Origin of the sequence: Sphingobium sp. KCTC 72723 (genome assembly GCF_014280435.1) — a bacterium.
In the GTDB taxonomy this organism is placed as follows: domain Bacteria; phylum Pseudomonadota; class Alphaproteobacteria; order Sphingomonadales; family Sphingomonadaceae; genus Sphingobium.
Genome location: NZ_CP060388.1, coordinates 267980 through 291496, shown reverse-complemented (window position 1 = coordinate 291496; position 23517 = coordinate 267980). Strand labels below are relative to the sequence as shown.

Here is a 23517-nt window from a genome sequence, read left to right as displayed (position 1 = left end):
TTCTTGTGGCGGTATCAGGCCGTTACCGGCTCGGTGACGGGGGCTTTGTGCAATTTGCCACCCTGCATGATCATCTTTATCCGGCTAGCGTCCTGCATGATCGTCACGTCCTGCGTCGGGTCGCCATCGACCAGCAACAGGTCGGCGAGATAGCCGGGCCTCACTTGCCCCACGTCCAGCCCCATCAACTGCCCGCCCAGCATCGTCGCGGCGCTCAACGCCTCAGCAGGCGTAAAGCCGAAGCGGGTGACGAAATGCTCCAGGTCGCGGGCATTGCGGCCATTGGGGTTGAACGGAAAGCCATAGTCGCCGCCGATCAGCACGCGCACGCCGCGCCGCTTCAATTCCGGCACCAGCACCGCTTCCAGTTCCAGCCGCTCCGCCGCGCTTGCCTTCATCGACGCCATGTTGATGTGCGGCGGCGGGGTGGCTTCCAGCGCAGCGACGGAAACGCCGGGACCGGGCGCGTAGAAAATCTGGTCCTTGTGCGCGACCATCGCGTCGATCGCAGCTTCATCGGCAAAGGAGCAATGATAAAGGATGCGCGCACCCGCTTCGAGCGCAAGCTGGATGGCGCGGGGCGAATAGGCATGAGTGGCGATCCACAGACCGGCTTCCTTTGCGGCTTCGCCCGCCGCCTGCATTTCCTCGTCGGTGTAGAGGATGTCGCCCGACGAACCAGGCTTCAACGCATCCTCGCCCGAAATCACCAACTTGAGCGACTGGACGCCCTGATCCGCGCAATAGGCGACGAAGTCGCGCATCGCCTGCGCGCCACGGCCATTGAACACGTCGCCGGTTTCGACGCCCTCTTCGCCTTCCGGGCTGCGTTCCAGCGTGGAGGGGACAAGGCGCGGGCCGGGGGTTTCACCAGCCGCGATGGCGCGGGCCAGTTCGGGTTCGATATGATCGCCCAGCGCGCCAGCCGAATAGGCGCTGGTAAAACCATGGTCCAGCAGCACGCGGGCATTGCGCCATGCCGCGACTTTCAATTCGTCGGCGGGCAGAATGAACTGGTGATAGATTTTCTCGACCGAGCTGCCCCAGGTCAGGTGGGTATGGGAATCGACCATGCCGGGCATCAGCGTGCCGCCCTGCCCGTCGATCACAAAGTCGACAGCGAGATGGACAGTCTCCGCATCATCCGCAAGCACGGCAACGATGCGATCGCCCTCGATCAGGACAGCGCCGGGCGCGGGCGCGCTGCCGGTGCCATCGAATATCCTGATATTGCGGATTAATTGCCGCACGGCGCGCTCTCCCGAAAGCTTTTCTGTTGGCGCTCCTTATGGGGCGGTTCGCCCCACAAGAAAAATAATGATTTTTGGCAATGTCATAGCGTGGAGCTATGGATGATTACATCCAGCAACCCCGCGCCCAGCCGCGACAGCCGCCGCCCGGCCAGCCGTCGCACGCCGATGGCGCGAGGGAATTGCGCTTCCTCGATTGCAATCGCGCGCAGCACCCCGATGGAAAGTTCCGCTGACGCAACCTGCATCGGCAATATGGTGACACGGCGGCTGCCCCGCACCAGCGCCTTGGTCGTCAGCAGCGAATCGCAGCGGATAATGTCCTGCGGCGCTGGCACGTCGGCGGCCATGAACAGCGCATCGATCTGCCGCCGGAACGCGCCGCGTGCTTCGGGCAGCACCCAACGCATCGCCTTCATGTCGCGTAAGGATACACGCGCGGGCAGATGATCATTCTGCCGCCCGACGATCAGCGCGAAGGGATCACGCGAAAAAGTCTGCTCCTCAATGCCTTCCGGCGGTTCCTCGATCCCCGTGGTGACGAACGCCAGCTCGATTTCCCCCCGATGCAGCATCGCGGCCAGATCATGGTCGGGCCGCTCCACCACATGCAGCGCAAATTGGCCGATCTGCTCCTCCAGCCGCCGCACCGCATCGGGCAGCAGGCTGACGAGCGCGCCCGGCGTGCCGCCCACGCGCAGCGGCCCGGCCACGCCTGCGCTGGCCAGCTTCACCTCCGCCTCCGCATCGCGCAGCAGGCTGTCGATCGATTCCGCCCGCCGCAGCAGCGCTTCGCCCTCCGGCGTCAGCACGATGCCACTGCGCGACCGCTCGAACAGCGACACGTCCAGCGCCTGCTCCAGTTGGGCGATGGCGTTGGACACGGACGGCTGCGATATGTTGAGCAGGCGCGCGCCACCGCTGATCGAATTGCCATGCACCACGGCCAGGAAGGTACGAATGGCGCGCGGGTCGATCATCCCGCGATAATGTCCGCGAACATCGCCGGATCGACATTGCTGCCCGACAGCACCACCACGCTCGCCCCCTCGCACGGTGGCGCAAAACCCGCCAGCATCGCCGCCAGCGCCACCGCGCCGCCCGGCTCCACCACCAGCTTGAGCGTCGAAAAAGCAAAGCGCATCGCATCGCGCACCTGATCGTCGCTGACCGTCAACCCGCCCGCCACCAGCGCGCGGATGATCGGCAGCGTCAACGCGCCGGGGCTGGGCGACAGCAAGGCGTCGCAGATCGACCGCGCACCGGGCGCCACCTGTTCGCGCGTGCCGCTAATCAGCGACCGGGCGGTATCGTCGAAATCGCTCGGCTCCACGGCGTAGATGGCCGTATCGGGCGACTGCGCCTTCACGGCGGTAGCGATCCCCGCCGTCAACCCGCCGCCGCCGCAACATACCAATATCTGACCAACCGATGCGCCCGCCGCCTGCGCCTGCGCCAATATCTCCAGCCCGGCTGTTCCTTGCCCGGCAATGATAAAGGGGTCGTCGAAGGACGGCACGATCGTCGCCTCCCGCTCCCCTGCCAGCGCCGCCGCAATCGCTTCCCGATTGTCGCGATTCCGGTCGTAAGTCACGACGTCGGCACCCAATGCGCGGGTGTTGGCCAGCTTGATCGCGGGCGCATCGGCCGGCATCACGATGGTTGCGGGGATGCCCAGCAACCGCGCCGCCGCCGCCACGCCCTGCGCATGATTGCCCGACGACCATGCCACCACGCCCGCCGCCCGCTCCATGGCGTTCAACCGCGCCAGCCGGTTATAGGCACCGCGAAACTTGAACGATCCGGTATGCTGCGCGCCCTCAAACTTCACCAGCACCCGCCGCCCCGCCAGCGCATTGAGCGCCGCATTTTCCAGCAGCGGCGTGGCGATAGCGGCAGGTGCAATGATCCGGGCGGCGTCGGCGACATCGTCGGCGCTGATGGCGAATGTGGCATTGGACATGAAACGGGATCCCCTTGTGCCAGCCTGTCTAAAGCGCTGCGCGGATCAGGAGAAGGGCCATTGCGCCGATGCTGGAACGCCTGTCCCATGAAAAAGCCGGACTTCGCACATTGGCGAAATCCGGCTTTATGAAATCCTGGTGGAGCCTAGCGGGATCGAACCGCTGACCTCGTCATTGCGAACGACGCGCTCTCCCAGCTGAGCTAAGGCCCCAGGGTGGGCAGCGTATAATCGAGCCAATAGGGCTTTGCAACGGCCATTTGCGCAAATTGCCGTCTTGCGCAAGCCGCCGATCCGGCGGCACAAAGCATCCCATGCCCACGATCCTGCTGCTCGTCCTCTCCAATATCTTCATGACCACGGCCTGGTATTGGCATTTGAAAGGCGGGATGCACAAACCGCTGCTGGTCGTCATCGCGATCAGCTGGGCCATCGCCCTGGTCGAATATTGCTTCGCCGTCCCCGCCAACCGCATCGGCTTCGCCCATGGCTGGTCCGCCGGTCAACTCAAGGTCGCGCAGGAAGCCATAGCGCTGGTCGTGTTCGGCATCTTCATGGTGACGGTGCTGGGCGAACCGCTAAACTGGCGCCACCTGGCCGCGTTTGGCTGCATCATGGCGGCAGTGGGATTTCTGTTCGTGGGGCGGGGGTAGACGTTGCTCAGGGCGTTGCCAAACCCAACATTGGCATTGAGGCTACGGTTTACGTTTTTTTTCCGATGTTATCGGCGTTCAGGTTAACGGGGAAGTCCGCTGGTTTCAGTTTTAGCACATCGTTAACCTCCATCCGCATGGCCTGCTGGTGGAATACTTCCGATAGGCGGTCAGCCTCCGGTTGAACATATTCACATGCAAGAACCCTGGCTAATTCGCCCAGTGGTCGCAGATCATCAGTGCCTTCGAGGCCAACCACATGCATTACTACACTTCCCCAAACCTTGGGATTGGTAGCTTGATCTTCGTCCAAGATGACCATCGAAAACATGTTTTCTGCAGCGCTTACTGAATGTGCGATGTGTTTGTTACCAAGATCCCAGAAGTAACGGTGCGTCTCTAAATATTTAGGTGCAACCTGCTCAACGACGTATTCTTCCAAATGCGAACGTATGCCTGAAGCGAAGCAGCGTCGATATCGAATAACAACGCTATCGATCAGCGCAATTCTTAGAGGATCGAAGTGTTCCGTTTCAGATGGCAAGCTCAGGATTTTGCAAATCCCCCATTCAACGTGCCTAAGATCAGTCAAAATGCTCGCTAAATCAGCCGCCATTTGGGCTTCTTCTGTATTCGCAATGAAGCCCCGATGAGCCAAATCATCAACGTTGTGAGAAATTCCTAATTCATATCGTTGGGTCATGCATTTCCGCCTTCAATCAAACGCAATTCCGATGAGGAAAAGGTAAAAAGCTGAAAACAAAATTTGTTGATGCCATCATTGCCTATAGGAGTGAATAAGGCACGCAGCAAAATTCATTGATGAAGCGCACATTAATCTTAAATCTTACCGGCGGACAACTCTGGCGCTTTCTGAAGGCTACATCTTCTCCATCACGCCCTGCCCATGACCTGAGATGCAACAGTCAAGGCAGCAGCAGCGAGCTATCCCCATAAGAATAAAAACGATACCCCTCTGCAATCGCGTGGGCATAAACCGCCTGCATCCGCTCGGTCCCCATCAGTGCGCTGACCAGCATGAAGAGCGTCGATTTTGGCAGATGAAAGTTGGTCATCAGCCCGTCGACCGCGCGGAATGTGTAGCCCGGCGTGATGAAGATGCGGGTTTCGTCGGCGAAGGGGCGGATGATGCCATCCTGCCCCGTCGCGCTTTCCAGCAGGCGCAGCGATGTCGTGCCAACCGCGATCAGGCGACCGCCTGCGGCCCGCGCGGCGTTCAGCCGGTCAGCCGTGTCGGCCTCTATCCGCCCCCATTCGGCGTGCATCCTGTGGTCGTCGGTATCGTCCGCCTTGACCGGCAGGAACGTCCCCGCCCCGACATGCAGCGTCAGCGTTTCTGTCGCAATCCCCGCCTGCGCGATGGCGGCCATCAGGTCCGGCGTGAAATGCAGCGCTGCGGTGGGGGCGGCAACCGCGCCGTCTTCCCGCGCGAACATCGTCTGATAATCGCTGCGGTCCTGCGCATCGGTTGGCCGCTTGCTGGCGATATAGGGCGGCAAGGGCATCCGCCCCGCCCTTTCCAGCAGCACTTCTACCGGCTCGTCGCCCTCGAACCGCAACGTCACGCCGCCATCATCGTCGCGCGGCCCGGCAATCGCCGTGACCCCCGCGCCAAAATCGATCCGATCGCCATCGCGCACCCGCTTGGCATTGCGCAAAAACGCCTGCCATTCGCGCAGGCTCAACCTTTTATGCAGCGTCGCGCCGATCCGCGCCTCACCGCGCATCCCTTCCAACTGGGCGGGAATGACGCGCGTGTCGTTGAACACCAGCACGTCGCCCGCCCGCAACAAGGACGGCAGGTCATGGACGATCCGATCGGTCAGCACGCCGTCACGCGGCACATGCAGCAGCCGCGCCGAATTACGCGGCGACGCAGGGCGCAGCGCGATATTCTCCGGCGGCAGGTCGAAATCGAACAGGTCTACGCGCATGGCTGGAAAGCCAGATCAGCCGACCGGCTTCTTCTTGGGCGCAGCTTTCTTCGCGGCTGGCTTGGGCTTGGGCGCGTCGATGATCGACGCCACCGGCGCGGCGGCCTGCGGCGGGGCGACCACGGGCGGCTTGTCATCGCTTTCGATCGACGCTTGCAGGATCACGGTCGGGTTGGCGGGCGGCTCGCCCTGCGCGATCGCGTCGACATATTGAATGCCGTCTATCACGCGGCCGAACACGGTATATTTCTTGTCCAGCTGCATCCGGGGCAACAGCACGATGAAGAACTGGCTGTTCGCACTATCTTCCCCCTGCGCCCGCGCCATCGACACGGTGCCGCGCAGATGCGGCATCGGGTTGAATTCGGCTTTCAGGTCCGGCTGAGTCGAACCGCCGGTGCCGTCGCCCTTCGGGTCGCCGCCCTGCGCCATGAAGCCGGGGATGACGCGATGAAATTTCAGGCCATTGTAAAAGCCCTGCCGCGTCAGTTCCTTGATCCGCTCGACATGGGCAGGCGCGATGTCCGGGCGCAACTGGATGCGCACCCGGCCGCCGCTCGACAGGTCCAGATCCCAGATATTCTGCGGATCGGCCGGCACCACCGCTGGCGGCAGCTTGGGCGTCAGGTCGGTCCCCAGCAATTTGGCGTTCTGCTCCGCCTTCGCTGCAGTTTCCGCCTTCTTCAGATCCTGGCCGCCGCCACCGCCACCGCCACCGCCACCCTGCGCCATGGCCAGGCCGGACGCGGTAAGGGCGAAGCCGATCGCCACGGTCTTGAGCGCGCAAGTGAAACGCATGGGGTCAAACTTTCCTTGATCTCTTGGGCAAAGGGCCAGGCGGCCCTGATAGCGCGCTGATCGCGATTGGCAACTGAACGCAGGCTGAGCGAGCTTCACACGCTGCCTTTACGTCCGATCTTTTCCACCCGCGCCACCACTTCGTCGCGCACGGTCGCGCCGACGAACTTGTGGATCGGCCCGCCATAGAGCGCGATTTCCTTGACCAGCCGCGACGCAATGGGTTGCAGGCATACGTCGGCCATCAGGAAAACCGTTTCGACCCGCGCATTGATCTGCTGGTTCATGCCCGCCATCTGATATTCATATTCGAAGTCCGCCACCGCGCGCAGTCCCCGGATGATGACACTGGCCCCCTGCGATTCGGCAAAGTCCATTAGCAGCGAATTGAAGCCGACCACCACGATGTCCGCGTCGATCCCCGCACATTCGCGCCGCACCATCTCCAACCGCTCCTCGTCGGAGAACATCGGCGATTTGCTGATATTGGTCGTGACCCCGATCACCAGCCGGTCGACCAGCTTCGCGCCGCGCCGGATGATGTCCATATGCCCCAGCGTGATGGGGTCGAAAGTGCCGGGATAAACGCCGATCCGCTGCTTGCTCATGACCTTTAGCGATCCCTCTCCACGATATAGTCGGCAATGGCGCGCAGCAGATCGGCTTCCGCGCCATAGCCGTGCAGATGCGCCTTGGCCTGATCCACCAGCATATGCGCCTGTTCGCGCGCGCGATCGACGCCCAGCAACGATACGAAGGTTTCCTTGCCCGCCGCCGCATCCTTGCCCAGCGCCTTGCCCGCCAGTGCCGCGTCGCCCTCTACGTCCAGCAGATCGTCGGCAATCTGGAACGCCAGGCCGATGTCGCGGGCATAGCCATGCAGCCCGGTGCGCGCTTCATGCGGCAAGCGCGCCATGATCGCGGCGGCTTCCACGCAAAAGGCGATCAGCGCCCCGGTCTTGAGGTTTTGCAGCCGCGTGACAGTGGCCAGGTCGAACCGCGCATTTTCCGCTTCCAGGTCCATCATCTGGCCGCCCGCCATGCCTGCCGGACCGCTCGACAACGCCAGGGCGCGGACCAGTTCGATCCGCACGAACGGGTCGGGATGCGCCGTCTCGTCGCTCAATATCTCGAACGCCAGGTCGTGCAGGCAATCGCCCGCCAATATCGCCGTCGCTTCGTCAAAGGCGATATGCACGGTCGCCTTGCCCCGGCGCAGGTCGTCATCGTCCATCGCGGGCAAATCATCATGCACCAGCGAATAGACATGGATGCACTCGACCGCCAAACCCACGCGCAGCGCCGATTCGCGCGATATGTTGAACAGGTCGCATGTCGCCTGCACCAGCAACGGCCGCAGCCTTTTGCCCCCGCCGATCGCGGCGTGGCGCATCGCTTCATACAGGCGCGCGCGCGCATCGTCCGGCACGGCCAGCAGCCGGTCGAACGCGGCGTCTATACCCGCTGCAACATCTGCCCCCCGGTCGGCCAGCAAGCCACTGCTTTCCCCCGCCATGACGATCAGTCCGCGCCGAAGGGCTGCGCCCCGGTCACAGCGCCACCGGCGTCGACCGTCAGCTTGGCGATCCGCGCTTCGGCGGCGGCCAGCCGCTCGGCACAGCGTTTGCGCAATTCCTCACCCTTGGCATAGAGCGCGATGGATTCGTCGAGCGGCACATCCCCGGTTTCCAGGCGGCGCACGATCGTTTCGAGCGCGCGCAGCGCATCCTCGAAAGAAAGTGTCGCGGGATCGGGAGCTTGCGTGCTGGGGTCGGTGGCCATGTCCCTGCATTGACCGCGCCCGCCCGCCCGGTCAAGCCCGCCTGAACGCGCGGGCGCGCGCCAACCGTCATTTATGCCGTTTCCTACACCGCTTTGCCGCATTCGATGGCGGGAAAGGGGCAGTTTTGCGTTGACGCATCATGCTGCACACGCACATAAAAGGATCGCTATGAAACATACCCTCCCCCTTATCGCCGTTGCGAGCCTCGCTTTTCTGTCGGCCTGTAACAAGAGTGACGAACCCGAAGTCGTGGGCGGCCCTGCCGACCCGATGGCGTCCGAACTCGCCAATGCCGCGCCGGTCGAACTGCCGCCCTCGCTCAAGGCGAACAAGCAGTATCGCTGCAAGGACAACAGCCTGTTCTTCGTCGACTTCATGAGCGACGACAAGACCGCCCTGCTGCGCACCGAAAAGACCGGCACCCCCACCGCGCTGAAGGCTGCCGAAGCGGGCAAGCCCTTCACCGCCGAAGGCGGCTACGAAGTGTCTGGCGCGGGCGACACGGTGACGATCACCGTTCCGGGCAAGAGCGGCCAGTCCTGCCACGGCTGAACCGCCGACCTTTTCCTTTCATTTCCAGGCCGGACCGCCCCTAACGGTCCGGCCTTTTTCTTTTAAGGCAGTGACGGGTTTCGAACATTGCACGAACCCGCTCCGCGGGAGGGTCGCTTGGGGTGACGTAGCGTAGTATTGTTCAGGCTTTGCGAGCGGCGATGTCGCCTCGCGACCGTGGAGTTCCTTCAACGGAAAGGAACTCACCATGGATGCCATCACTTCCCCGACCCCGAACAATTCACTGCGCGAGCGTATGTTGCAGGACATGACGATGCGTGGATTTGGGGAGCACACGCAGAAGGACTATATCCGGCACGTCCGATCATTTGCCGCGTTTCTCGGTCGCCCTCCCGATACGGCCACGATCGAAGACCTCCGGCGCTTTCAGATTGATCAGCATGAACGCGCCGTTGGTCCGGCAACAATCAATGGAGCCGTATCGGCACTGCGCTTCCTGTTCAGTATAACTCTCAAGCGACCGGAGATGGCGCTGGGGCTTGTCGTCGTTCGCTTCACACCCAAATTGCGGGTGGTTTTGAGCGTTGAGGAGACAGCGCGGCTGCTCGAGGCTGCGCCAGGCATCAAATACAAAGCAGCCCTCAGCGTTGCCTATGGCGCGGGCCTGCGCGTCTCGGAGGTTGCCCACCTCAAGGTCGATGACATCGACAGCGAGCGCATGATCATCCGTGTCGAGCAGGGCAAAGGACGCAAGGATCGCAACGCCATGCTCTCACCGCACCTGCTCGATTTGCTTCGCCAATGGTGGCGCGAAGGCAAGCGGCGCGGAGTGATGTTGCCGCATGGCTGGCTGTTCCCTGGCCGCAACGGCACGGATCCGGTCTCAGCGCGCCAGTTGCATCGCGTCGTGCAGGAAGCAGCTGAGCGCGCCGAGATCTACAAGCGGGTAAGCCCGCACACATTGCGGCATTCGTTCGCCACTCACCTGCTCGAGCAGGGTGTCGATATCCGCGTCATCCAGGTCCTGCTGGGACACGTGAACATCAACACCACCGGCATCTATACTCAGGTTTCGAGCAAGACCATGCGGGCGGTGGCCAGTCCGCTCGACCAGATCGTTGCCGTGATGGAAGGCAGGGGTCCTCCCGGTTGAACCGGTGCGCACCTCACTCGAGGTCGCCGACATCTTCCGTAGCGCCGGGCCAGCGTATCGCGCAGCCCATGCCGGGCATCTCAGTCTCGGCCAGCTCAAGGTCATGACGGCGATCGAGAACTGCCGCACCGCCGCGCTGGGCGGCCACGTCGAGGCCTGCGACGACTGCGGGCATTGGCGGATCGCCTATAACTCCTGCCGCAACCGGCATTGCCCCAAATGTCAGGGCGCCGCAGCGCGCACCTGGCTGGCCGCGCGCGAGGCTGATCTGTTGCCGGTCGGCTACTTCCACGTCGTGTTCACCGTGCCCGCCGAGATCGCTGACATCGCCTGGCAGAACAAGGCGGTGGTCTATGACCTGCTGTTCCGCGCAGCTGCGGACACGATGCTGACCATCGGCGCCGATCCCAAACACCTCGGCGCGCGGGTCGGCATCACCGCCGTCCTGCACACCTGGGGATCGGCACTGACTCACCACCCGCATGTGCACATGATCGTACCCGGCGGCGGTATCACGCTGGACGGCAAGCGTTGGATCTCGTCACGTCCAGCCTTCCTACTGCCGGTGCGCGTGCTGGGCGCGTTGTTCCGCCGACTGTTCCTCACACGCCTGCTGGCGTTGTTCGACGCTGGGAAGCTGGCCTTCTTCAACGCCTTGGCGGGCCTGGCCTCGCGTAAGGCCTTACTGCGATATCTGTCGCCCATCCGTAAGAAGCGCTGGGTGGTCTATGCCAAACCGCCATTTGCAGGGCCGCAGGCGGTGCTGGCCTATCTCTCGCGCTATACCCACCGTGTCGCCATCTCGAACCGGCGCCTCATCGGCTTCGACGAGACCGGCGTGACCTTCCGCTATAAGGACTATCGCCGCGACGGGGCCGAACGCCAGCAGGTCATGACGCTGGCGACCGACGAGTTCATCCGCCGCTTCCTGATCCATGTCCTGCCGCGTGGCTTCCACCGTATCCGGCATTACGGTCTGCTCGCCAGTTCGACGCACAAGGAGGCCATGGCGCTCGCCCGCAGGCTGCTGGGCGTTGCTGCGCCGATCGAGGAACCCGAGCCCGACAAGCTGCCCGATCATCGACCGCCATGCCCATGTTGCGGCGGGCATATGACTATCGTCGAAACCCTCGTCCGCTGGTACCAACCGCGCGCTCCGCCGCAGCCAGCGCCGCCCGCCCGGAGACATGCGCCATGATCCGGCATGGCTCGCCTTGCATGACGGTCACGCCCATGGTGTCCTGGCCGATGACCCAGTGCATGCCCATCATAGAATTACGCCGGGCCCAGGGCACACCGGCCAGCAAAACAAACGCACCTAGCAATCTGACGCCGCACGAAATCACGTTGATCGGACCAGCAGCGGCACTTCTGGATCGGCAGCGCTTACCCGCCAGCACCATCCCAAAGCCTTTTTACCCATAGACCAGCACATGGGGCCCGCGGGTTCCTGCACTGGAGGCTTTCGTACGCAAGCGCCCGAAACCCTTCACAAAGTCGGACCTAATCTTCTCTGTCACCCTGAACTTGTTTCAGGGTCCATTTCTCCAGATTGGGCAGGGCTTCGTGAGGCTTGATGGATGCTGAAACAAGTTCAGCATGACGGTGTTCGAAAAGTCCGCTCCCCACCCATTCTCGCCATCCAGAGACAGCCGATCTTTTCTCACTTCTCTGCGCTCTCAGCGCCTCTGCGCGAAAAAATTCAATCGCGCAGAGGCGCTGAGAGCGCAGAGAAGTGGCAGAAGGTCAGTCTGCGGGGGCGTGTTCGATCGCGGACGTAACGATCAAGACCGTCCACCACCCGATCGCCGCATCACCACCGATGCGCGCGCGCCCACCATTGCGCACCCGCGCCCGTCCCGCTAAAGGCGCGCACATGTCCAGCACCGCTCCCCAGATCACCCCGGAAATCGTCGCCGAACATGGCCTCAGCCCGGAAGAATATGACCGCGTATTGAACGCCATCGGGCGGGAACCCAACCTGACCGAACTGGGCATATTTTCGGTCATGTGGTCGGAACATTGCTCCTATAAATCCTCCAAGATCCATCTGATGAAACTGCCGACCACTGGCCCGCAGGTCATTTGCGGCCCCGGCGAAAATGCCGGCGTGGTCGACATTGGTGATGGGCAGGCGGCGATCTTCAAGATGGAGAGCCACAACCACCCCAGCTATATCGAACCCTATCAGGGCGCAGCGACGGGCGTTGGCGGCATATTGCGCGACGTGTTCACCATGGGCGCGCGCCCCATCGCCAACATGAACGCGCTGCGTTTCGGGCGGCCCGACCATCCCAAGATGCGCCACCTGATCAGCGGCGTAGTGCGCGGCATCGGCGGCTATGGCAATTGCGTCGGCGTTCCCACCGTGGGCGGCGAGGTGAATTTTCACCCGGCCTATGACGGCAATATCCTGGTCAACGCGATGACCGTGGGCATCGCCGACACCGACAAGATTTTCTACAGCGCCGCGTCGGGCATCGGCAACGCCATCGTCTATGTCGGGTCCAAGACGGGCCGTGATGGCATCCATGGCGCGACCATGGCCAGCGCCGATTTCGGCGACGACGCCGACGCCAAGCGCCCGACCGTGCAGGTCGGCGACCCCTTCACCGAAAAGCTGCTGATCGAAGCCTGCCTCGAACTCATGGCGTCCGACGCGATCGTCGCTATTCAGGATATGGGCGCAGCGGGCCTCACTTCCTCCAGCGTCGAAATGGCGTCGAAGGGCGGCGTTGGCCTCCTGCTCAACATGGACATGGTGCCGCAGCGCGAAACCGGCATGACCGCCTATGAAATGATGCTCTCCGAATCGCAGGAGCGCATGTTGATGGTGTTGAAACCGGGCCGTGAAGCCTTTGCCGAAGCCATTTTCCACAAATGGGAACTGGATTTCGCGATCATCGGCGAAGTCACCGACACTGGCCGCATGGTCCTCGTCCACCATGGCGAAACCGTGTGCGACATTCCGCTCGCCCCGCTGGCCGACGACGCGCCGCTCTATGATCGCCCGGCGATGCCGATGGCCGATTACAAGGCATGGTCGGGCGTCAAGCCGCTAGGCGACGTGCCGGAATCGACGGACATTGGCGCGGACCTCATCACCCTGATGGGCAGCCCCGACATTGCCAGCCGCCGCTGGATCTGGGAACAATATGACCATATGGTCGGTGCCGACACTGTCCAGCGCCCCGGCGGCGACGCGGCAGTCGTGCGCGTCCACGGATCGAACAAGGGCATCGCGATCAGCACCGATTGCACCCCGCGCTATTGCTATGCCGACCCCTATGAAGGCGGCAAGCAGGCGATCGCCGAATGTTACCGCAACCTGTCCGCCGTCGGCGCGACTCCCTTGGCCGTGACCAACTGCCTCAACTTCGCCAACCCCCAGCGCCCCGAAATCATGGCCCAGCTGACCGGCTGCCTCGACGGCATGGGCGACGCCTGCCGCGCACTCGACTTCCCGATCGTGAGCGGGAACGTGTCACTTTACAATGAGAGCAAGGCGACCGGCGGCGGCAGCGCGATCCTACCGACGCCCGCGATCGGCGGCATCGGCCTGCTGGCGGACGTGGATGTGATGGCGACGGTCGCGTTTAAGGCGGAAGGCGACGCCATCTGGCTGATCGGCGGCGAAGGCAACCATCTTGGCCAGTCGATCTGGCTGCGTGAAATCGCCGGTCGTGAAGCAGGCGAAGCGCCCAGGATCGATCTGACCGCTGAACGTGCCAACGCCGACATGGTCCGTGCGCTGGTCGCGGCTGGCACCGTCAATGCCGTGCATGACATTTCGGACGGAGGCCTGATCGTTACGATTGCGGAAATGGCGCTGGCAGGAAAGATCGGCGCGACACTCGACATCGCGCTGACCACCGCCTCTGCCTTTGGCGAAGATCAGGGCCGCTATGTCGTCACCACCCGGCATGACGCCGATGTTCCGGGCGCTGTCCGCATCGGCACGACCGGCGGTTCGGATGTAGCAGGCATCCCCCTCGCCGACCTGCGCGCCGCCCATGAAGGCTTCTTCCCCAAGCTGATGGACAGCGCGCTCTAAAATCCACTTAGCCCCCGCGCGCAGAAGCGCGGGGGCTGTCCTACTTGACGGCCCGCTGCTATTTTTGGGCTGGTGCTTTCTGACTCGTCCATCGGCAAAACCTGCCATGGTCATTATGGACGAAGTTAGCGAAGTTCCGCCCGCGTGACGCGCCCGAACAACAGCTGATAGCCATCCTCGCCGCCGTCCGCGTCGAACGCCGCCATCACCCGGCGCAACGCCCCCGGCGGCAACGGCGCTCGCCCGGCATCCGGCACCACAGCGCCAATGCCGCGTAGATGCGCGATCAACCCGCGCGCGCCGCCACAGGCCAGCGGGCAATCCTCATCGAACACAAAGGCGTCGTCATAGCCCGCCAGCATCGCCCGCACATCGTCCAGCGCAGGATAATCCGGCACCCCCGCGACCAGCCCACACGCGCCATGCGCCGCGCGCCAGCGCGCAAAGCTGCCCTGCCCCATAGTGGAGAAAATCAGGCTGCCGCCCGGCCGCAACAGCCCCGCCAACCGCGCAATTGCGCCCGCCAGATCGTCGAACCACTGGAATGCCAGGCTGGACAAGATCAGGTCAAACAAAGGCCCTTCAAACAGCGGCGCTTCACCATCCATGGTCAGGAAGGTCGCGCCGACCAGCCCGCCCGACGCCGCCTTCTCCAACATCCCCGGCGACAGGTCCGTCACCACCATTCCCGCGCCGGGCCAGCGCGCCTGAACGTCCCGCGTCAGCAATCCTGTGCCACAACCAATCTCCAGGATGCGCGCCACGCCATCGGGTCGCTGCCGCTGCGCCAGATCCGCGACCAGCCCGGCGGCAAAGCGTTGCGGCCCGGCATGATCGTCATAATGCGCGGCCGCTGCGCCGAACGCATCGCTTATCCGTTGCTTGCGGGGGCCGTTCATGGCTACCGCCCTTGGCAGAGCAGCAGCCGCTTGGCCAGTATCGACATCATAAGGACCACTCGCCCATGACCGCCCCCCGCATCCCCGCCATGGACGTGCTGCGCGGATGCGCGGTGATGGGTATCTTGTGGATGAACATCACGGCCTTCGCCCTGCCCCAGTCGGCCTATTTCAACCCCGCCGCATCGGGAACGCTGGCACCGGGCGACATCGCCTTCTGGCTCAGCAGCCTGTTGCTGTTCGATGGCAAGATGCGCGCTTTGTTCGCCATGCTGTTTGGTGCATCGATGCTGCTGCTGATCGACCGGGAGGAAATGGCCGGACGCGATGGCAAACGGGCGCAGATGGTCCGCGCAGGCTGGCTGTTCGCCATTGGCATCGCCCATTATCTGCTGCTGTGGTGGGGCGACATATTGATGATCTACGCAGTCCTCAGCCTCTTTGCCCTCGCCTTCGTCCGGCAGGAACCGATGGCCTTGATCAAGACTGCCTTCCTGCTGTTCCTGCTCCATTTCCTGCTCGCCACCGGTTTCATCTCTACCGTCTACGCCTGGAGCCATGCCGCCACCGCGCCCGGTGCCAGCGCTGCGACGCGTGAGGGCTTCACAACCTTCATGACCTCCATGACCGATCCGGCCAGCCCCGCCATCCGCGCGGAAATCGCGACCTACCGCAGCGGCTTCGGCATGATCCTGCAACATAAGCTGGGGCATTTCCCCGGCGAATGGCTGTGGGGTTTCCTATTCACCGGCTTCGATACATTAGGCTTCATGCTGCTGGGCATGGCGATGTTGAAACTTGGCTTCCTGACCGGCAAATGGCCCGCAGACCAATATTGGCGCACCGCCCGCCATTGCTTCCTGATCGGCCTGCTGCCCATGGCGGCGCTGGCGGGCTGGGTCATCGCCAGCGACTTTGCGCCGCTGCCCGCCTTCGGCACTGCGCTCGCCTGGTCCTTCCCCTTCCGCATACCGCTGGCGGTCGGCTGGGCCGCGCTGATCCTGTGGCTAATCGTGCGCCATCGCGACCACAGGCTGATGGCGCGAATCGGGGCGGTCGGACGACTGACGCTCAGCAATTATCTGGCTACCAGCCTGATCATGACGACGATCTTCTATGGCTGGGGATTGGGCCTGTTCGCCCATGTCCGCCCGGCCTTGCTGCCGCTGTTCGTGCTGCCGGCCTGGGCCATGATGCTGCTCTGGTCGCCGCTCTGGACGAATCGTTTCGCGATGGGTCCGGCGGAATGGGTCTGGCGGAGCCTGTACCAGGGCAAACCGCAAAAGATTCGCAAAAGCAGCTGATTACTATTGCGACCCATTATCATACGCGCTATCTCTCCATCATACAGGAGAGCGCTTCGATGGTCGTGTGTGTCTGCAATGCCATTCGTGAAAAAGACTTGAAGGAAGCCGTGCGCGACGGCGCCGATACGCCGTGCAGTGCCTATGCCCGCTTTGGCCGTCGACCCAAATGTGGTCAGTGCGTCCCCTTTGCCCGCACCATCATTGCCGCCGAACGCGCTTCCGCCTGATTACATTGCAAGTCATCCGCACCGTCCCAGCGCGAACTTGACGCAATAGCGGCCTAAAAAATGGCGGAATTCCAAGGGTTTTACGCTTAACAGCAGCGCGCAGTCGCTCTATAGTCCGGCAGTCTATTCTATCAGCCGGAGCATAAGCCATGAAGGGCGACCCGAAGGTCATCGACTATCTGAACGAGGTGCTCAGGAATGAGCTGACCGCGATCAATCAATATTTCCTGCATTATCGGATGCTCAATCACTGGGGCATCGAAAAGCTCGCCAAGTTCGAATATTCCGAATCGATCGACGAGATGAAACATGCCGACAAGGTCGCGGAACGCATCCTGTTCCTCGACGGCCTGCCCAATTTCCAGCTGCTCGGCCGCCTCAAGATCGGCGAGACGGTAGAGGAAATCCTCAAGTCCGACCTTGAGCTGGAATATGAAGCCCTGCCCGTCCTGCGCGACGCCATCGCCTACTGCGAATCGATCCGCGACTATGTCAGCCGCGACCTGTTCCAATATATCCTCGAAAGCGAGGAGGAACATGTCGATACGCTGGAAACCCAGTTCGAAATGATCGAGCGCATGGGCATCCAGAATTATATCCAGTTGCAGAGCAAGCCAGCCGAAAGCTGAGCCTGGTGCAGGCGGGCCGCCAAAATGGCCCGCCTCTCTCCTACAATAATGCTTCCAATATTCCGATCAGCGGCAAGTCCGCAGGCGGCATGTCGAGCGCATACATCTGCGCAGGCCGCGCCCATTTAAGCGCCGTTGCATGGCGCGCTTCCGGCACCCCCTGCCATTTGCGGCAGACATAAAGCAGTAGCAGCAGATGCCGGTCGCCCAGCGGTTCGCTGGCAAAGGCCGCAGGTGCCAGACAACTGGCATGGGTTGCGATGCCCAACTCCTCTTCCAGTTCGCGGATCAGCGCCGCTTCGGGGGTTTCGCCCGGCTCTACCTTGCCACCGGGGAATTCCCACAGGTCCGCCATCGCCCTTCCCGGCGGGCGCTGCTGCAACAGAACGCGGCCGTCAGCGTCGATCAAAGCGGCCGCGACGACCAGCAGGGGAGAAAAAGACACCATATCCGTCCTATGAAAGGGCTTTGTTAACCGTGGCTCTTTTACATGTCGGTCGGGGACTGTCTGTAGCGAACTGGGGATCCGATGCGCGGGCTTATCGACTTTTTTACCCGCCTGGGGCTTACGCGATGCGAACGAGGCGCGACGGCTGTCGAATATGGCCTCATCCTTGCCATGGTCGTTCTGGCCATGATCACGGCGCTGACCAACGTGGCTGATAAGACCACTGGCATGTGGGGTAACGTCGCCAATGAAGTAACGGCGCATTAACCATCAATATCTGACAGGTTGGTTGCTGGCATTAAGAGTTTCTCAACCGACCTCGTCTAATCCAATTCTCGCTGACCACCTAATCGAACGCGGGGGCGGCCGGGTAGTTAAACATAGTTTCAAGTCAAGGAGACACAACATGCAGTTCATCCGTAAGATGCTGAAGAACGAAAAGGGCGCGACCGCCATCGAATACGGCCTGATCGCTGCTTTGATCGCCGTTGCCGCCATCGGCGCCATGACCAGCCTGGGCACGAAGCTCGGCAGCACCTTCAACAACGTTTCGGGCAACCTCAAGTAAGCCCAGACGATTGTCGAATGAAGGGGGCGGTGGACATCATGTCCGCCGCCCCTTTTCGTTTATCGCGTATTACCAGGTAACGATCTTCACCTTTTGCCCTGGTTTAAGGCTGGCATTGGCGGCCAAAGCGTTAATCGTCAGGAAGCGTTGGAGTTGCAGATTGTCATAAGCCATGCGCTTCGCCAGCGACTGGACGGTATCGCCAGCCTTGACCGCGACCACGGCCACGCGGCGCGGCTTGATCGCCGCTGCGTCTTGCGCGGACAGGCGCTGAACCGATTGCACCATAGGAGCAAAGGGACCGACTCCCTGCCCCGCAGCAGTCAGCAGCAGGAAATGATAGGCTTTCCCGCCGCCGAAATCATAGGCAAACACAGTCGCATCGACTGGCCCCGACTGGCTGTTGGCGCGCACCGTGCGCCATGCCGCTGGCAAGCCATTGACCGTCGTGCGACTGACTTCACCTGCTGGCACTGATCCGCTGGCGCCACCCAGTTTGGCAAAGACATTATCGATATAGGCAGCGAGATTGCCTGAATAGGGCGCCACGCCAAATTGCGCCTGCCCGCCCGATCCCGTAACGGACACTGCATCTGCGCCATTTTCCATGCCGAACCCGCTGGGTGCAGTGAACGCCAGGCGCAGGTCAGGATGGCGGAAACGGCTGCCTTCGACAATGCCCTGCTTTGGATCATCGCCATAGAGAACGCCATTAACGGCCGTGAGGAAAGCGTCACGGTTGCGCACGGTGCTTTTCGATCCGCTGCTCGCCGCGCCCTTTGCCGCACGGCCAACCCGTGATGCAGGATCGGGGTGCGTGCTGGCCCATTCGGGCATCGACCGGGCGCTGCCCGCCACCTGCGCGTCCAGATTGCTCTGGGCCGCGAGCGATGCCAGCATCCCGCTCAACGCACGCGGATCATAGCCGCCCGATGCCAGATAGCGGATGCCCAGATCGTCGGCTTCATATTCCTGCGTGCGGGAAAATTTGAGCGTCAGCAACTGGCTGCCCGTGCCGATGCCTTTCTGCACCAGCCCCGCCAGCCCCGAATCGCCCAGCAAAGCGCCGCTCAGCGCCTGAAGCAACGCGCCGCCAATGGCATTGCGTTGCGCCGCCTGCTGTCGCCGCTGGCCATGCAAAGCCGCGACATGGCCGACTTCATGGCCCAAAACACCGGCGAGTTCGGCTTCATCATTCATCAATGCCATCAACTGGCGCGTGACATAGACATAGCCGCCGGGAATGGCGAAGGCGTTATTGACGGGGGAATTGAGCAACGTGACGGTGAAGTCACCCTGCGCATTGGACAGGCCGGACTGGACGGCGATGCGCCGCCCTACCCCTTCGACATAGCGTGCCTGCGGCCCTGCATAAGCACCGCCAAATTCCTTCAATAATTCAGGATGCTGCTTGGCCCCGCTCGCTTTATCCTGCGCACTGATCGACGACACGGTACGGACAGCGCGCTGCTGCCCAATGACGACAGGCACCGTCGCAATCGCAGCCAAAGCCGCACCGCTGCACGCCAGCGAAATCTTCCAGTTCATCTCTCTCCACCCTCACCATTACCCTGACGCAACGATGAGCATGGCAGCCTGTTCCCGCAAATGCGACCTGTCAGGCACCGATGGCGAGAAATTTATCGGCCCGGTCCGTGCGCAAAGCAGATGCGTCAAGACTGTCGAGCGAATCCAGTTCCGCGCCGATCGCAGCGCCCAGATTGGCAATTGCCTGTACCGGGTCACGATGCGCACCGCCAACCGGCTCCGGCACGATCCGATCGATTACGCCCAGCGCCTTCAAATGCTGCGCCGTCACCTGCATCGCGGTTGCCGCGTCGCTGGCCTTGTCGGCCGTGCGCCACAGGATCGACGCGCACCCTTCGGGCGAGATCACCGAATAAATGGCATGTTCGAACATCAGCACGCGGTTCGCCGCCGCCAGCGCGATCGCGCCGCCAGACCCGCCTTCACCCACGACTGCCGCAATCATCGGCACGCCCAGCGCGAGACAGGCTTCGGTCGATCGGGCGATGGCTTCGGCCTGGCCGCGTTCTTCGGCCTGGACGCCCGGAAATGCGCCTGACGTATCCACCAAAGTCACGACCGGCAGGCCGAAACGGTCCGCCAGTTCCATCAGGCGGATTGCCTTGCGATAGCCCTCCGGCTTGGCCATGCCGAAATTGTGACGCACGCGGCTGGCCGTATCGTCGCCCTTTTCATGGCCGATCACCATGACGCGCCGTTCGCCCAGCGTCGCAAATCCGCCCAATATCGCCTGATCGTCAGCAAAGGCGCGATCGCCTGCCAACGGCATGAAATTGTCGAACAGTCCGGCGACATAATCCTTGAAATGCGGCCGTTCCGCATGGCGGGCGACCTGCGTTTTCTGCCAAGGCGTCAGCTTGGCATATGTGTCCGACAGCATCTTTGCCGCGCGCTGTTCCAGCGTCGCGATCTCGCCGTCGATGTTGATATCACCCACGCTGGCGGTGGCGCGCAGTTCGACGATCCGCGCTTCCAGTTCCGCGACGGGCTTTTCAAATTCCAGAAAGCTTACCATGGCGCAAGGCGTTAGGGTGCTGACGGCGCGTCGTCAACGGAACGATGCGTATGGGACGCTGACGTGGTGGCCAGCGGGTGGCGTTTGTTGACCAGTTCGACCAGCCGGCGGCTGTCGACATGGGTGTAGATTTGCGTCGTGCCGATGTCGGCATGGCCCAGCATGGATTGAAGCGCGCGCAAATCCGCTCCCCCTTCCAGCAAATGGGTGGCAAAGGCGTGGCGCAGCACATGCGGGCTGACCCGTTCGGGGGCGATACCCGCGGCCGCCGCCAGCGCCTTGACCAGTTGATAGAGGCGGATTCTGCTGAGATAGCTTTTGCCCGAAGGGAACAACCAGGCACTATCCCCCGGCACATGCGCCAGCCAAGCGGCCACGGCCGCGCGCGCGCGATCGGAAATCGGCACCAGCCGATCCCGCCCGCCCTTGCCCTTCAATATCAGGAACGGTCGATCACTCGCCAGCGCCCGGCGTGGCAGCGATACCAACTCGCTCGCGCGCAGGCCCGACCCGTAGAGCAATTCGATCAACGCAGAGAGCCGCAGATCCAGCCGTGCGGGATGGGCGACATCCAGCCGCCCGGCAATCAACGCAAAGAGCGAATCGACTTCGGCGGTTGAGAGTATCTTGGGGAGCGAGCGCTGCGTCACCGGGCGGGGTAACGCCGCCGAAGGATTGTCAGCCCGCAGCCCCTCCTCCTCCAGAAAGGCGTAGAATGCCCGCACCGCCGAAGCCTTGCGCGCCACCGATGTCGCGGCAAGACCGGCCCATGCGCTCGCCAACTCGCCCAACTGCGCCCTGGTCGCCGTCGAAAGCCCCCCCAGCAGCGCGCCCGCGCCGTTCAGATCAGCGCGATAGGCCAGCAACGTGTTGCGCGCCGCGCCCCGTTCCGCTGCCATCATTTCCAGAAAGCGGTCGATGAGGGCAGCATCGTCACTCACCATCAGATCCGGCTGATCGCCTCCGCCGCGATCATCCGCGCTTCGGGGTCCAACCCCACACGGTGGAGGGCAGCCACGACATGGTAGAGATGGGCGGGCGGCAAGTGCGTCCAGTCCGCACCCTGCATCCCGACCGCAGCCAGCAGCGCGACCGTGGCCTTTTCGCCCCGCTGCGCGGCTGCGCCGATCGCGCGCGCCCACTGGCTGTTGGCGGCCAGCACCATGCCATTATCCTGCGCCAGCGTTGCAGCCTCATCGGACGGGAGACGCGCCAGACCGGCCAGCGCCGCTATCAGCATCCGCCCGCGCTCCGGGCCAGCCTCGTCGATGAAAGCGCTCACGCGGCTTTCGTTGATATCCACTACCGGACTGGGCGCACCGACCGCCAGCAGCCCCCAAAATTGCGCTGCGCCATCACCGTCCAGTTGCCCGAAGGCGCGCGCCCAGCGCGCTGCATTGCGATCATAGCCCGCCGCCAGCATGGCCGCGACCAGATTGGCCGCGTCACGCGCATCCGCCTGCGCCACCGGCAGGGCAGCGGCGGCACGCGCCGTCGCGATCAGGCCGACATAATCGGGCTTCGTCTTGTCTTTCCATACCGTCTGCATTGCGCCGATGCGCGCACCCACGGTCGATCCGGCATTGGCGGTACGCAACGCCTCGATCCAGTCCGCCACTTCGGCTGGTGCGTCGCCGTCGCTGGCCAGTTGGCCATAATAGCCCACCAGCGCCGCGCTGGAAAACACGCCCAGTCGCGCGGCTGTCTCCACGCCTTCCCGGCGGCGCACCGCCGCCAACGCGGGCGCGCGTGCTTCCCACGCCCGCACATGCGCGCCGACCGTGCCATAGAGCGTAGCGGGTATCTCGACATTGAGCGCGGTAGCGAGGCCGAAGCGCCAGGCGGTCAGCCGGTCCACCCCGTCCCATTCGATCTTGACCGAACGACGGGCGTTAAAGCCGGTGCCGACCACCTTTTCGGCCAGCCGATAGTCGATGCCACGCACCACGCCGCGCCGCTGCGCCTGATTGAGTGCGCCGCTGGCCGTCCCCTGATCCCCCGACAAGGCCGGGCAGATGGCGCGCGTCATGTCCCAACCCGGTTCCTTGCTGAACCGCAACGCCCCTTCGGACAGTGGACACAGCCCGGCCGGATCGGCAGCGGCCAGATATGCCTGCATCGCGATGGCGTAGAGGCGCGGGGTATAGCGATCGGGATCGACGCTCTGCACCATCAGGCGCGCATTGTCCGCTTCCCCCATCCGCAGCAACAGCCAGGCGCGTTCCGCCGTCCAGTCCGCCCCATCAATGTCGCGCGGCGTATCGACCGCCGACAACAAGGTCCGCCGCAGCAGGATGGAGGCCCAGCGCGACACGATCGGCGCGTGGGTTTCGCGCATCAACGCGGCCAGGAACTTGCCCGATTGTGCGCCATAGGCATTGGGTTCCATGCCCCGCGTCGCGGGCGTCAGTGGTCCGATGCGGTCGAGCGAGCGGCGCGCGGTTTTGGGCAGGTCATATTTCGCCTTTTGCGCCGCCAGTTCTTCGGGCGTCAGTTCTTCCGTCACCGCATTGTCGGCAACCTCTGGCAACAGGGCGAGGTCAGGCGGGGTCGCCGGATTGAGCGCGGGGGCAGTCGGCATGGCCGGCGCGCCGGGCGTGGCGCGCGTGGTTGCGGGCGGCGGCGCTTCGGGTGCATCGCCGAAACCGGGCGGCAACAGCGATTCGGGCGCCTGTTGCGCCACGACCGGCAACGCCAGCGCCAGCGCGAAGCTGCCTAGCGTCCAGCGCACATTCCCCCGCAATCGCATGATCC

25 protein-coding genes and 1 tRNA gene are annotated in these 23517 nt (G+C 63.1%); 10 read left to right on the top strand and 16 right to left on the bottom strand.

Going from position 1 to position 23517, the window contains the following annotated elements; genetic code table 11:
• Positions 1-14: 14 nt before the first annotated feature.
• The 4 genes from SPBM01_RS01560 to SPBM01_RS01545 form a co-directional block, all read right to left on the bottom strand.
• Positions 15-1250, bottom strand: coding sequence for an amidohydrolase family protein (locus SPBM01_RS01560; protein ID WP_188063700.1), 1236 nt, complete (start codon positions 1248-1250; stop codon positions 15-17).
• Between the two features lie 83 nt (positions 1251-1333).
• Complete coding sequence (locus SPBM01_RS01555) at positions 1334-2230, bottom strand: LysR family transcriptional regulator (RefSeq protein ID WP_188063699.1); 897 nt, start codon at positions 2228-2230, stop codon at positions 1334-1336.
• Positions 2227-3213 carry a threonine/serine dehydratase gene (locus SPBM01_RS01550; protein ID WP_188063698.1) on the bottom strand — a complete coding sequence of 329 codons (987 nt, stop codon included), beginning with the start codon at positions 3211-3213 and terminating at the stop codon, positions 2227-2229. Before SPBM01_RS01550 ends, SPBM01_RS01555 begins: the two co-directional genes overlap by 4 nt.
• Before the next feature lie 137 nt (positions 3214-3350).
• A tRNA-Ala gene (locus tag SPBM01_RS01545) sits at positions 3351-3426 on the bottom strand.
• A 101-nt stretch (positions 3427-3527) separates the two neighbouring features.
• On the opposite strand from SPBM01_RS01545, the gene SPBM01_RS01540 reads away from it, so the two are divergent.
• Positions 3528-3866, top strand: a complete 339-nt coding sequence (locus tag SPBM01_RS01540) for a DMT family protein (RefSeq protein ID WP_188063697.1) — start codon at positions 3528-3530, stop codon at positions 3864-3866.
• A 49-nt stretch (positions 3867-3915) separates the two neighbouring features.
• Here the strand turns inward: SPBM01_RS01540 and SPBM01_RS01535 are convergent, their stop codons facing one another.
• From SPBM01_RS01535 to SPBM01_RS01510, 6 genes are all read right to left on the bottom strand, one after another.
• Positions 3916-4569, bottom strand: a complete 654-nt coding sequence (locus tag SPBM01_RS01535) for a hypothetical protein (RefSeq protein ID WP_188063696.1) — start codon at positions 4567-4569, stop codon at positions 3916-3918.
• Between the two features lie 223 nt (positions 4570-4792).
• Positions 4793-5821, bottom strand: coding sequence for a tRNA preQ1(34) S-adenosylmethionine ribosyltransferase-isomerase QueA (gene queA / locus SPBM01_RS01530; protein WP_188063695.1), 1029 nt, complete (start codon positions 5819-5821; stop codon positions 4793-4795).
• 15 nt (positions 5822-5836) lie between these two features.
• Positions 5837-6619, bottom strand: a complete 783-nt coding sequence (locus SPBM01_RS01525) for a peptidylprolyl isomerase (protein WP_188063694.1) — start codon at positions 6617-6619, stop codon at positions 5837-5839.
• Between the two features lie 95 nt (positions 6620-6714).
• Positions 6715-7227: a pantetheine-phosphate adenylyltransferase gene (gene coaD, locus SPBM01_RS01520; RefSeq protein ID WP_188063693.1), complete on the bottom strand. Its 513-nt coding sequence runs from the start codon at positions 7225-7227 to the stop codon at positions 6715-6717.
• Positions 7228-7232: 5 nt separating this feature from the next.
• On the bottom strand, positions 7233-8135 hold the full coding sequence (locus SPBM01_RS01515) for a polyprenyl synthetase family protein (protein WP_188063692.1): 903 nt from the start codon (positions 8133-8135) through the stop codon (positions 7233-7235).
• Positions 8136-8140: 5 nt separating this feature from the next.
• A complete protein-coding gene (locus SPBM01_RS01510) occupies positions 8141-8401 on the bottom strand; it encodes an exodeoxyribonuclease VII small subunit (protein ID WP_188063691.1) in 261 nt (86 codons plus the stop codon).
• A gap of 169 nt (positions 8402-8570) precedes the next feature.
• On the opposite strand from SPBM01_RS01510, the gene SPBM01_RS01505 reads away from it, so the two are divergent.
• From SPBM01_RS01505 to purL, 4 genes are all read left to right on the top strand, one after another.
• Positions 8571-8954 carry a hypothetical protein gene (locus tag SPBM01_RS01505; protein ID WP_188063690.1) on the top strand — a complete coding sequence of 128 codons (384 nt, stop codon included), beginning with the start codon at positions 8571-8573 and terminating at the stop codon, positions 8952-8954.
• 208 nt (positions 8955-9162) lie between these two features.
• Entirely contained in the window at positions 9163-10068 is a 906-nt protein-coding gene (locus SPBM01_RS01500) for a tyrosine-type recombinase/integrase (RefSeq protein WP_088189994.1), read from the top strand.
• Between the two features lie 4 nt (positions 10069-10072).
• Positions 10073-11266: an IS91 family transposase gene (locus SPBM01_RS01495; protein WP_188063245.1), complete on the top strand. Its 1194-nt coding sequence runs from the start codon at positions 10073-10075 to the stop codon at positions 11264-11266.
• A 678-nt stretch (positions 11267-11944) separates the two neighbouring features.
• Entirely contained in the window at positions 11945-14122 is a 2178-nt protein-coding gene (gene purL / locus SPBM01_RS01490; protein WP_188063689.1) for a phosphoribosylformylglycinamidine synthase subunit PurL, read from the top strand.
• A 125-nt stretch (positions 14123-14247) separates the two neighbouring features.
• Here the strand turns inward: purL and SPBM01_RS01485 are convergent, their stop codons facing one another.
• Positions 14248-15021: a methyltransferase domain-containing protein gene (locus SPBM01_RS01485; protein ID WP_188063688.1), complete on the bottom strand. Its 774-nt coding sequence runs from the start codon at positions 15019-15021 to the stop codon at positions 14248-14250.
• A 65-nt stretch (positions 15022-15086) separates the two neighbouring features.
• Between SPBM01_RS01485 and SPBM01_RS01480 the strand changes: the two genes are divergently transcribed.
• From SPBM01_RS01480 to bfr, 3 genes are all read left to right on the top strand, one after another.
• Entirely contained in the window at positions 15087-16325 is a 1239-nt protein-coding gene (locus tag SPBM01_RS01480) for a DUF418 domain-containing protein (protein WP_188063687.1), read from the top strand.
• Positions 16326-16384: 59 nt separating this feature from the next.
• The gene (locus SPBM01_RS01475; RefSeq protein WP_017182815.1) at positions 16385-16555 is read left to right on the top strand and encodes a bacterioferritin-associated ferredoxin; all 171 of its coding nucleotides are present in this window, start codon (positions 16385-16387) and stop codon (positions 16553-16555) included.
• A 149-nt stretch (positions 16556-16704) separates the two neighbouring features.
• Positions 16705-17184 (top strand): bacterioferritin, encoded by a 480-nt coding sequence (bfr, locus tag SPBM01_RS01470; RefSeq protein WP_188063686.1) that lies wholly within the window; start codon positions 16705-16707, stop codon positions 17182-17184.
• A gap of 40 nt (positions 17185-17224) precedes the next feature.
• Here bfr and SPBM01_RS01465 read toward each other — a convergent pair whose 3' ends face one another.
• A complete protein-coding gene (locus SPBM01_RS01465; RefSeq protein WP_188063685.1) occupies positions 17225-17632 on the bottom strand; it encodes a (deoxy)nucleoside triphosphate pyrophosphohydrolase in 408 nt (135 codons plus the stop codon).
• 81 nt (positions 17633-17713) lie between these two features.
• Here SPBM01_RS01465 and SPBM01_RS01460 point away from each other — a divergent pair, with 81 nt between their 5' ends.
• Positions 17714-17899 carry a Flp family type IVb pilin gene (locus SPBM01_RS01460; protein ID WP_188063684.1) on the top strand — a complete coding sequence of 62 codons (186 nt, stop codon included), beginning with the start codon at positions 17714-17716 and terminating at the stop codon, positions 17897-17899.
• Between the two features lie 139 nt (positions 17900-18038).
• Positions 18039-18200 carry a Flp family type IVb pilin gene (locus SPBM01_RS01455; RefSeq protein ID WP_056687935.1) on the top strand — a complete coding sequence of 54 codons (162 nt, stop codon included), beginning with the start codon at positions 18039-18041 and terminating at the stop codon, positions 18198-18200.
• A 69-nt stretch (positions 18201-18269) separates the two neighbouring features.
• Here the strand turns inward: SPBM01_RS01455 and SPBM01_RS01450 are convergent, their stop codons facing one another.
• The 4 genes from SPBM01_RS01450 to SPBM01_RS01435 form a co-directional block, all read right to left on the bottom strand.
• Positions 18270-19748, bottom strand: a complete 1479-nt coding sequence (locus SPBM01_RS01450; protein WP_188063683.1) for a M48 family metalloprotease — start codon at positions 19746-19748, stop codon at positions 18270-18272.
• Between the two features lie 70 nt (positions 19749-19818).
• Positions 19819-20763, bottom strand: coding sequence for an acetyl-CoA carboxylase carboxyltransferase subunit alpha (locus SPBM01_RS01445; RefSeq protein ID WP_188063682.1), 945 nt, complete (start codon positions 20761-20763; stop codon positions 19819-19821).
• 11 nt (positions 20764-20774) lie between these two features.
• Positions 20775-21704, bottom strand: a complete 930-nt coding sequence (locus SPBM01_RS01440) for a tyrosine recombinase (RefSeq protein WP_188065502.1) — start codon at positions 21702-21704, stop codon at positions 20775-20777.
• A 2-nt stretch (positions 21705-21706) separates the two neighbouring features.
• On the bottom strand, positions 21707-23512 hold the full coding sequence (locus SPBM01_RS01435; RefSeq protein WP_188063681.1) for a hypothetical protein: 1806 nt from the start codon (positions 23510-23512) through the stop codon (positions 21707-21709).
• Positions 23513-23517 lie beyond the last annotated feature (5 nt).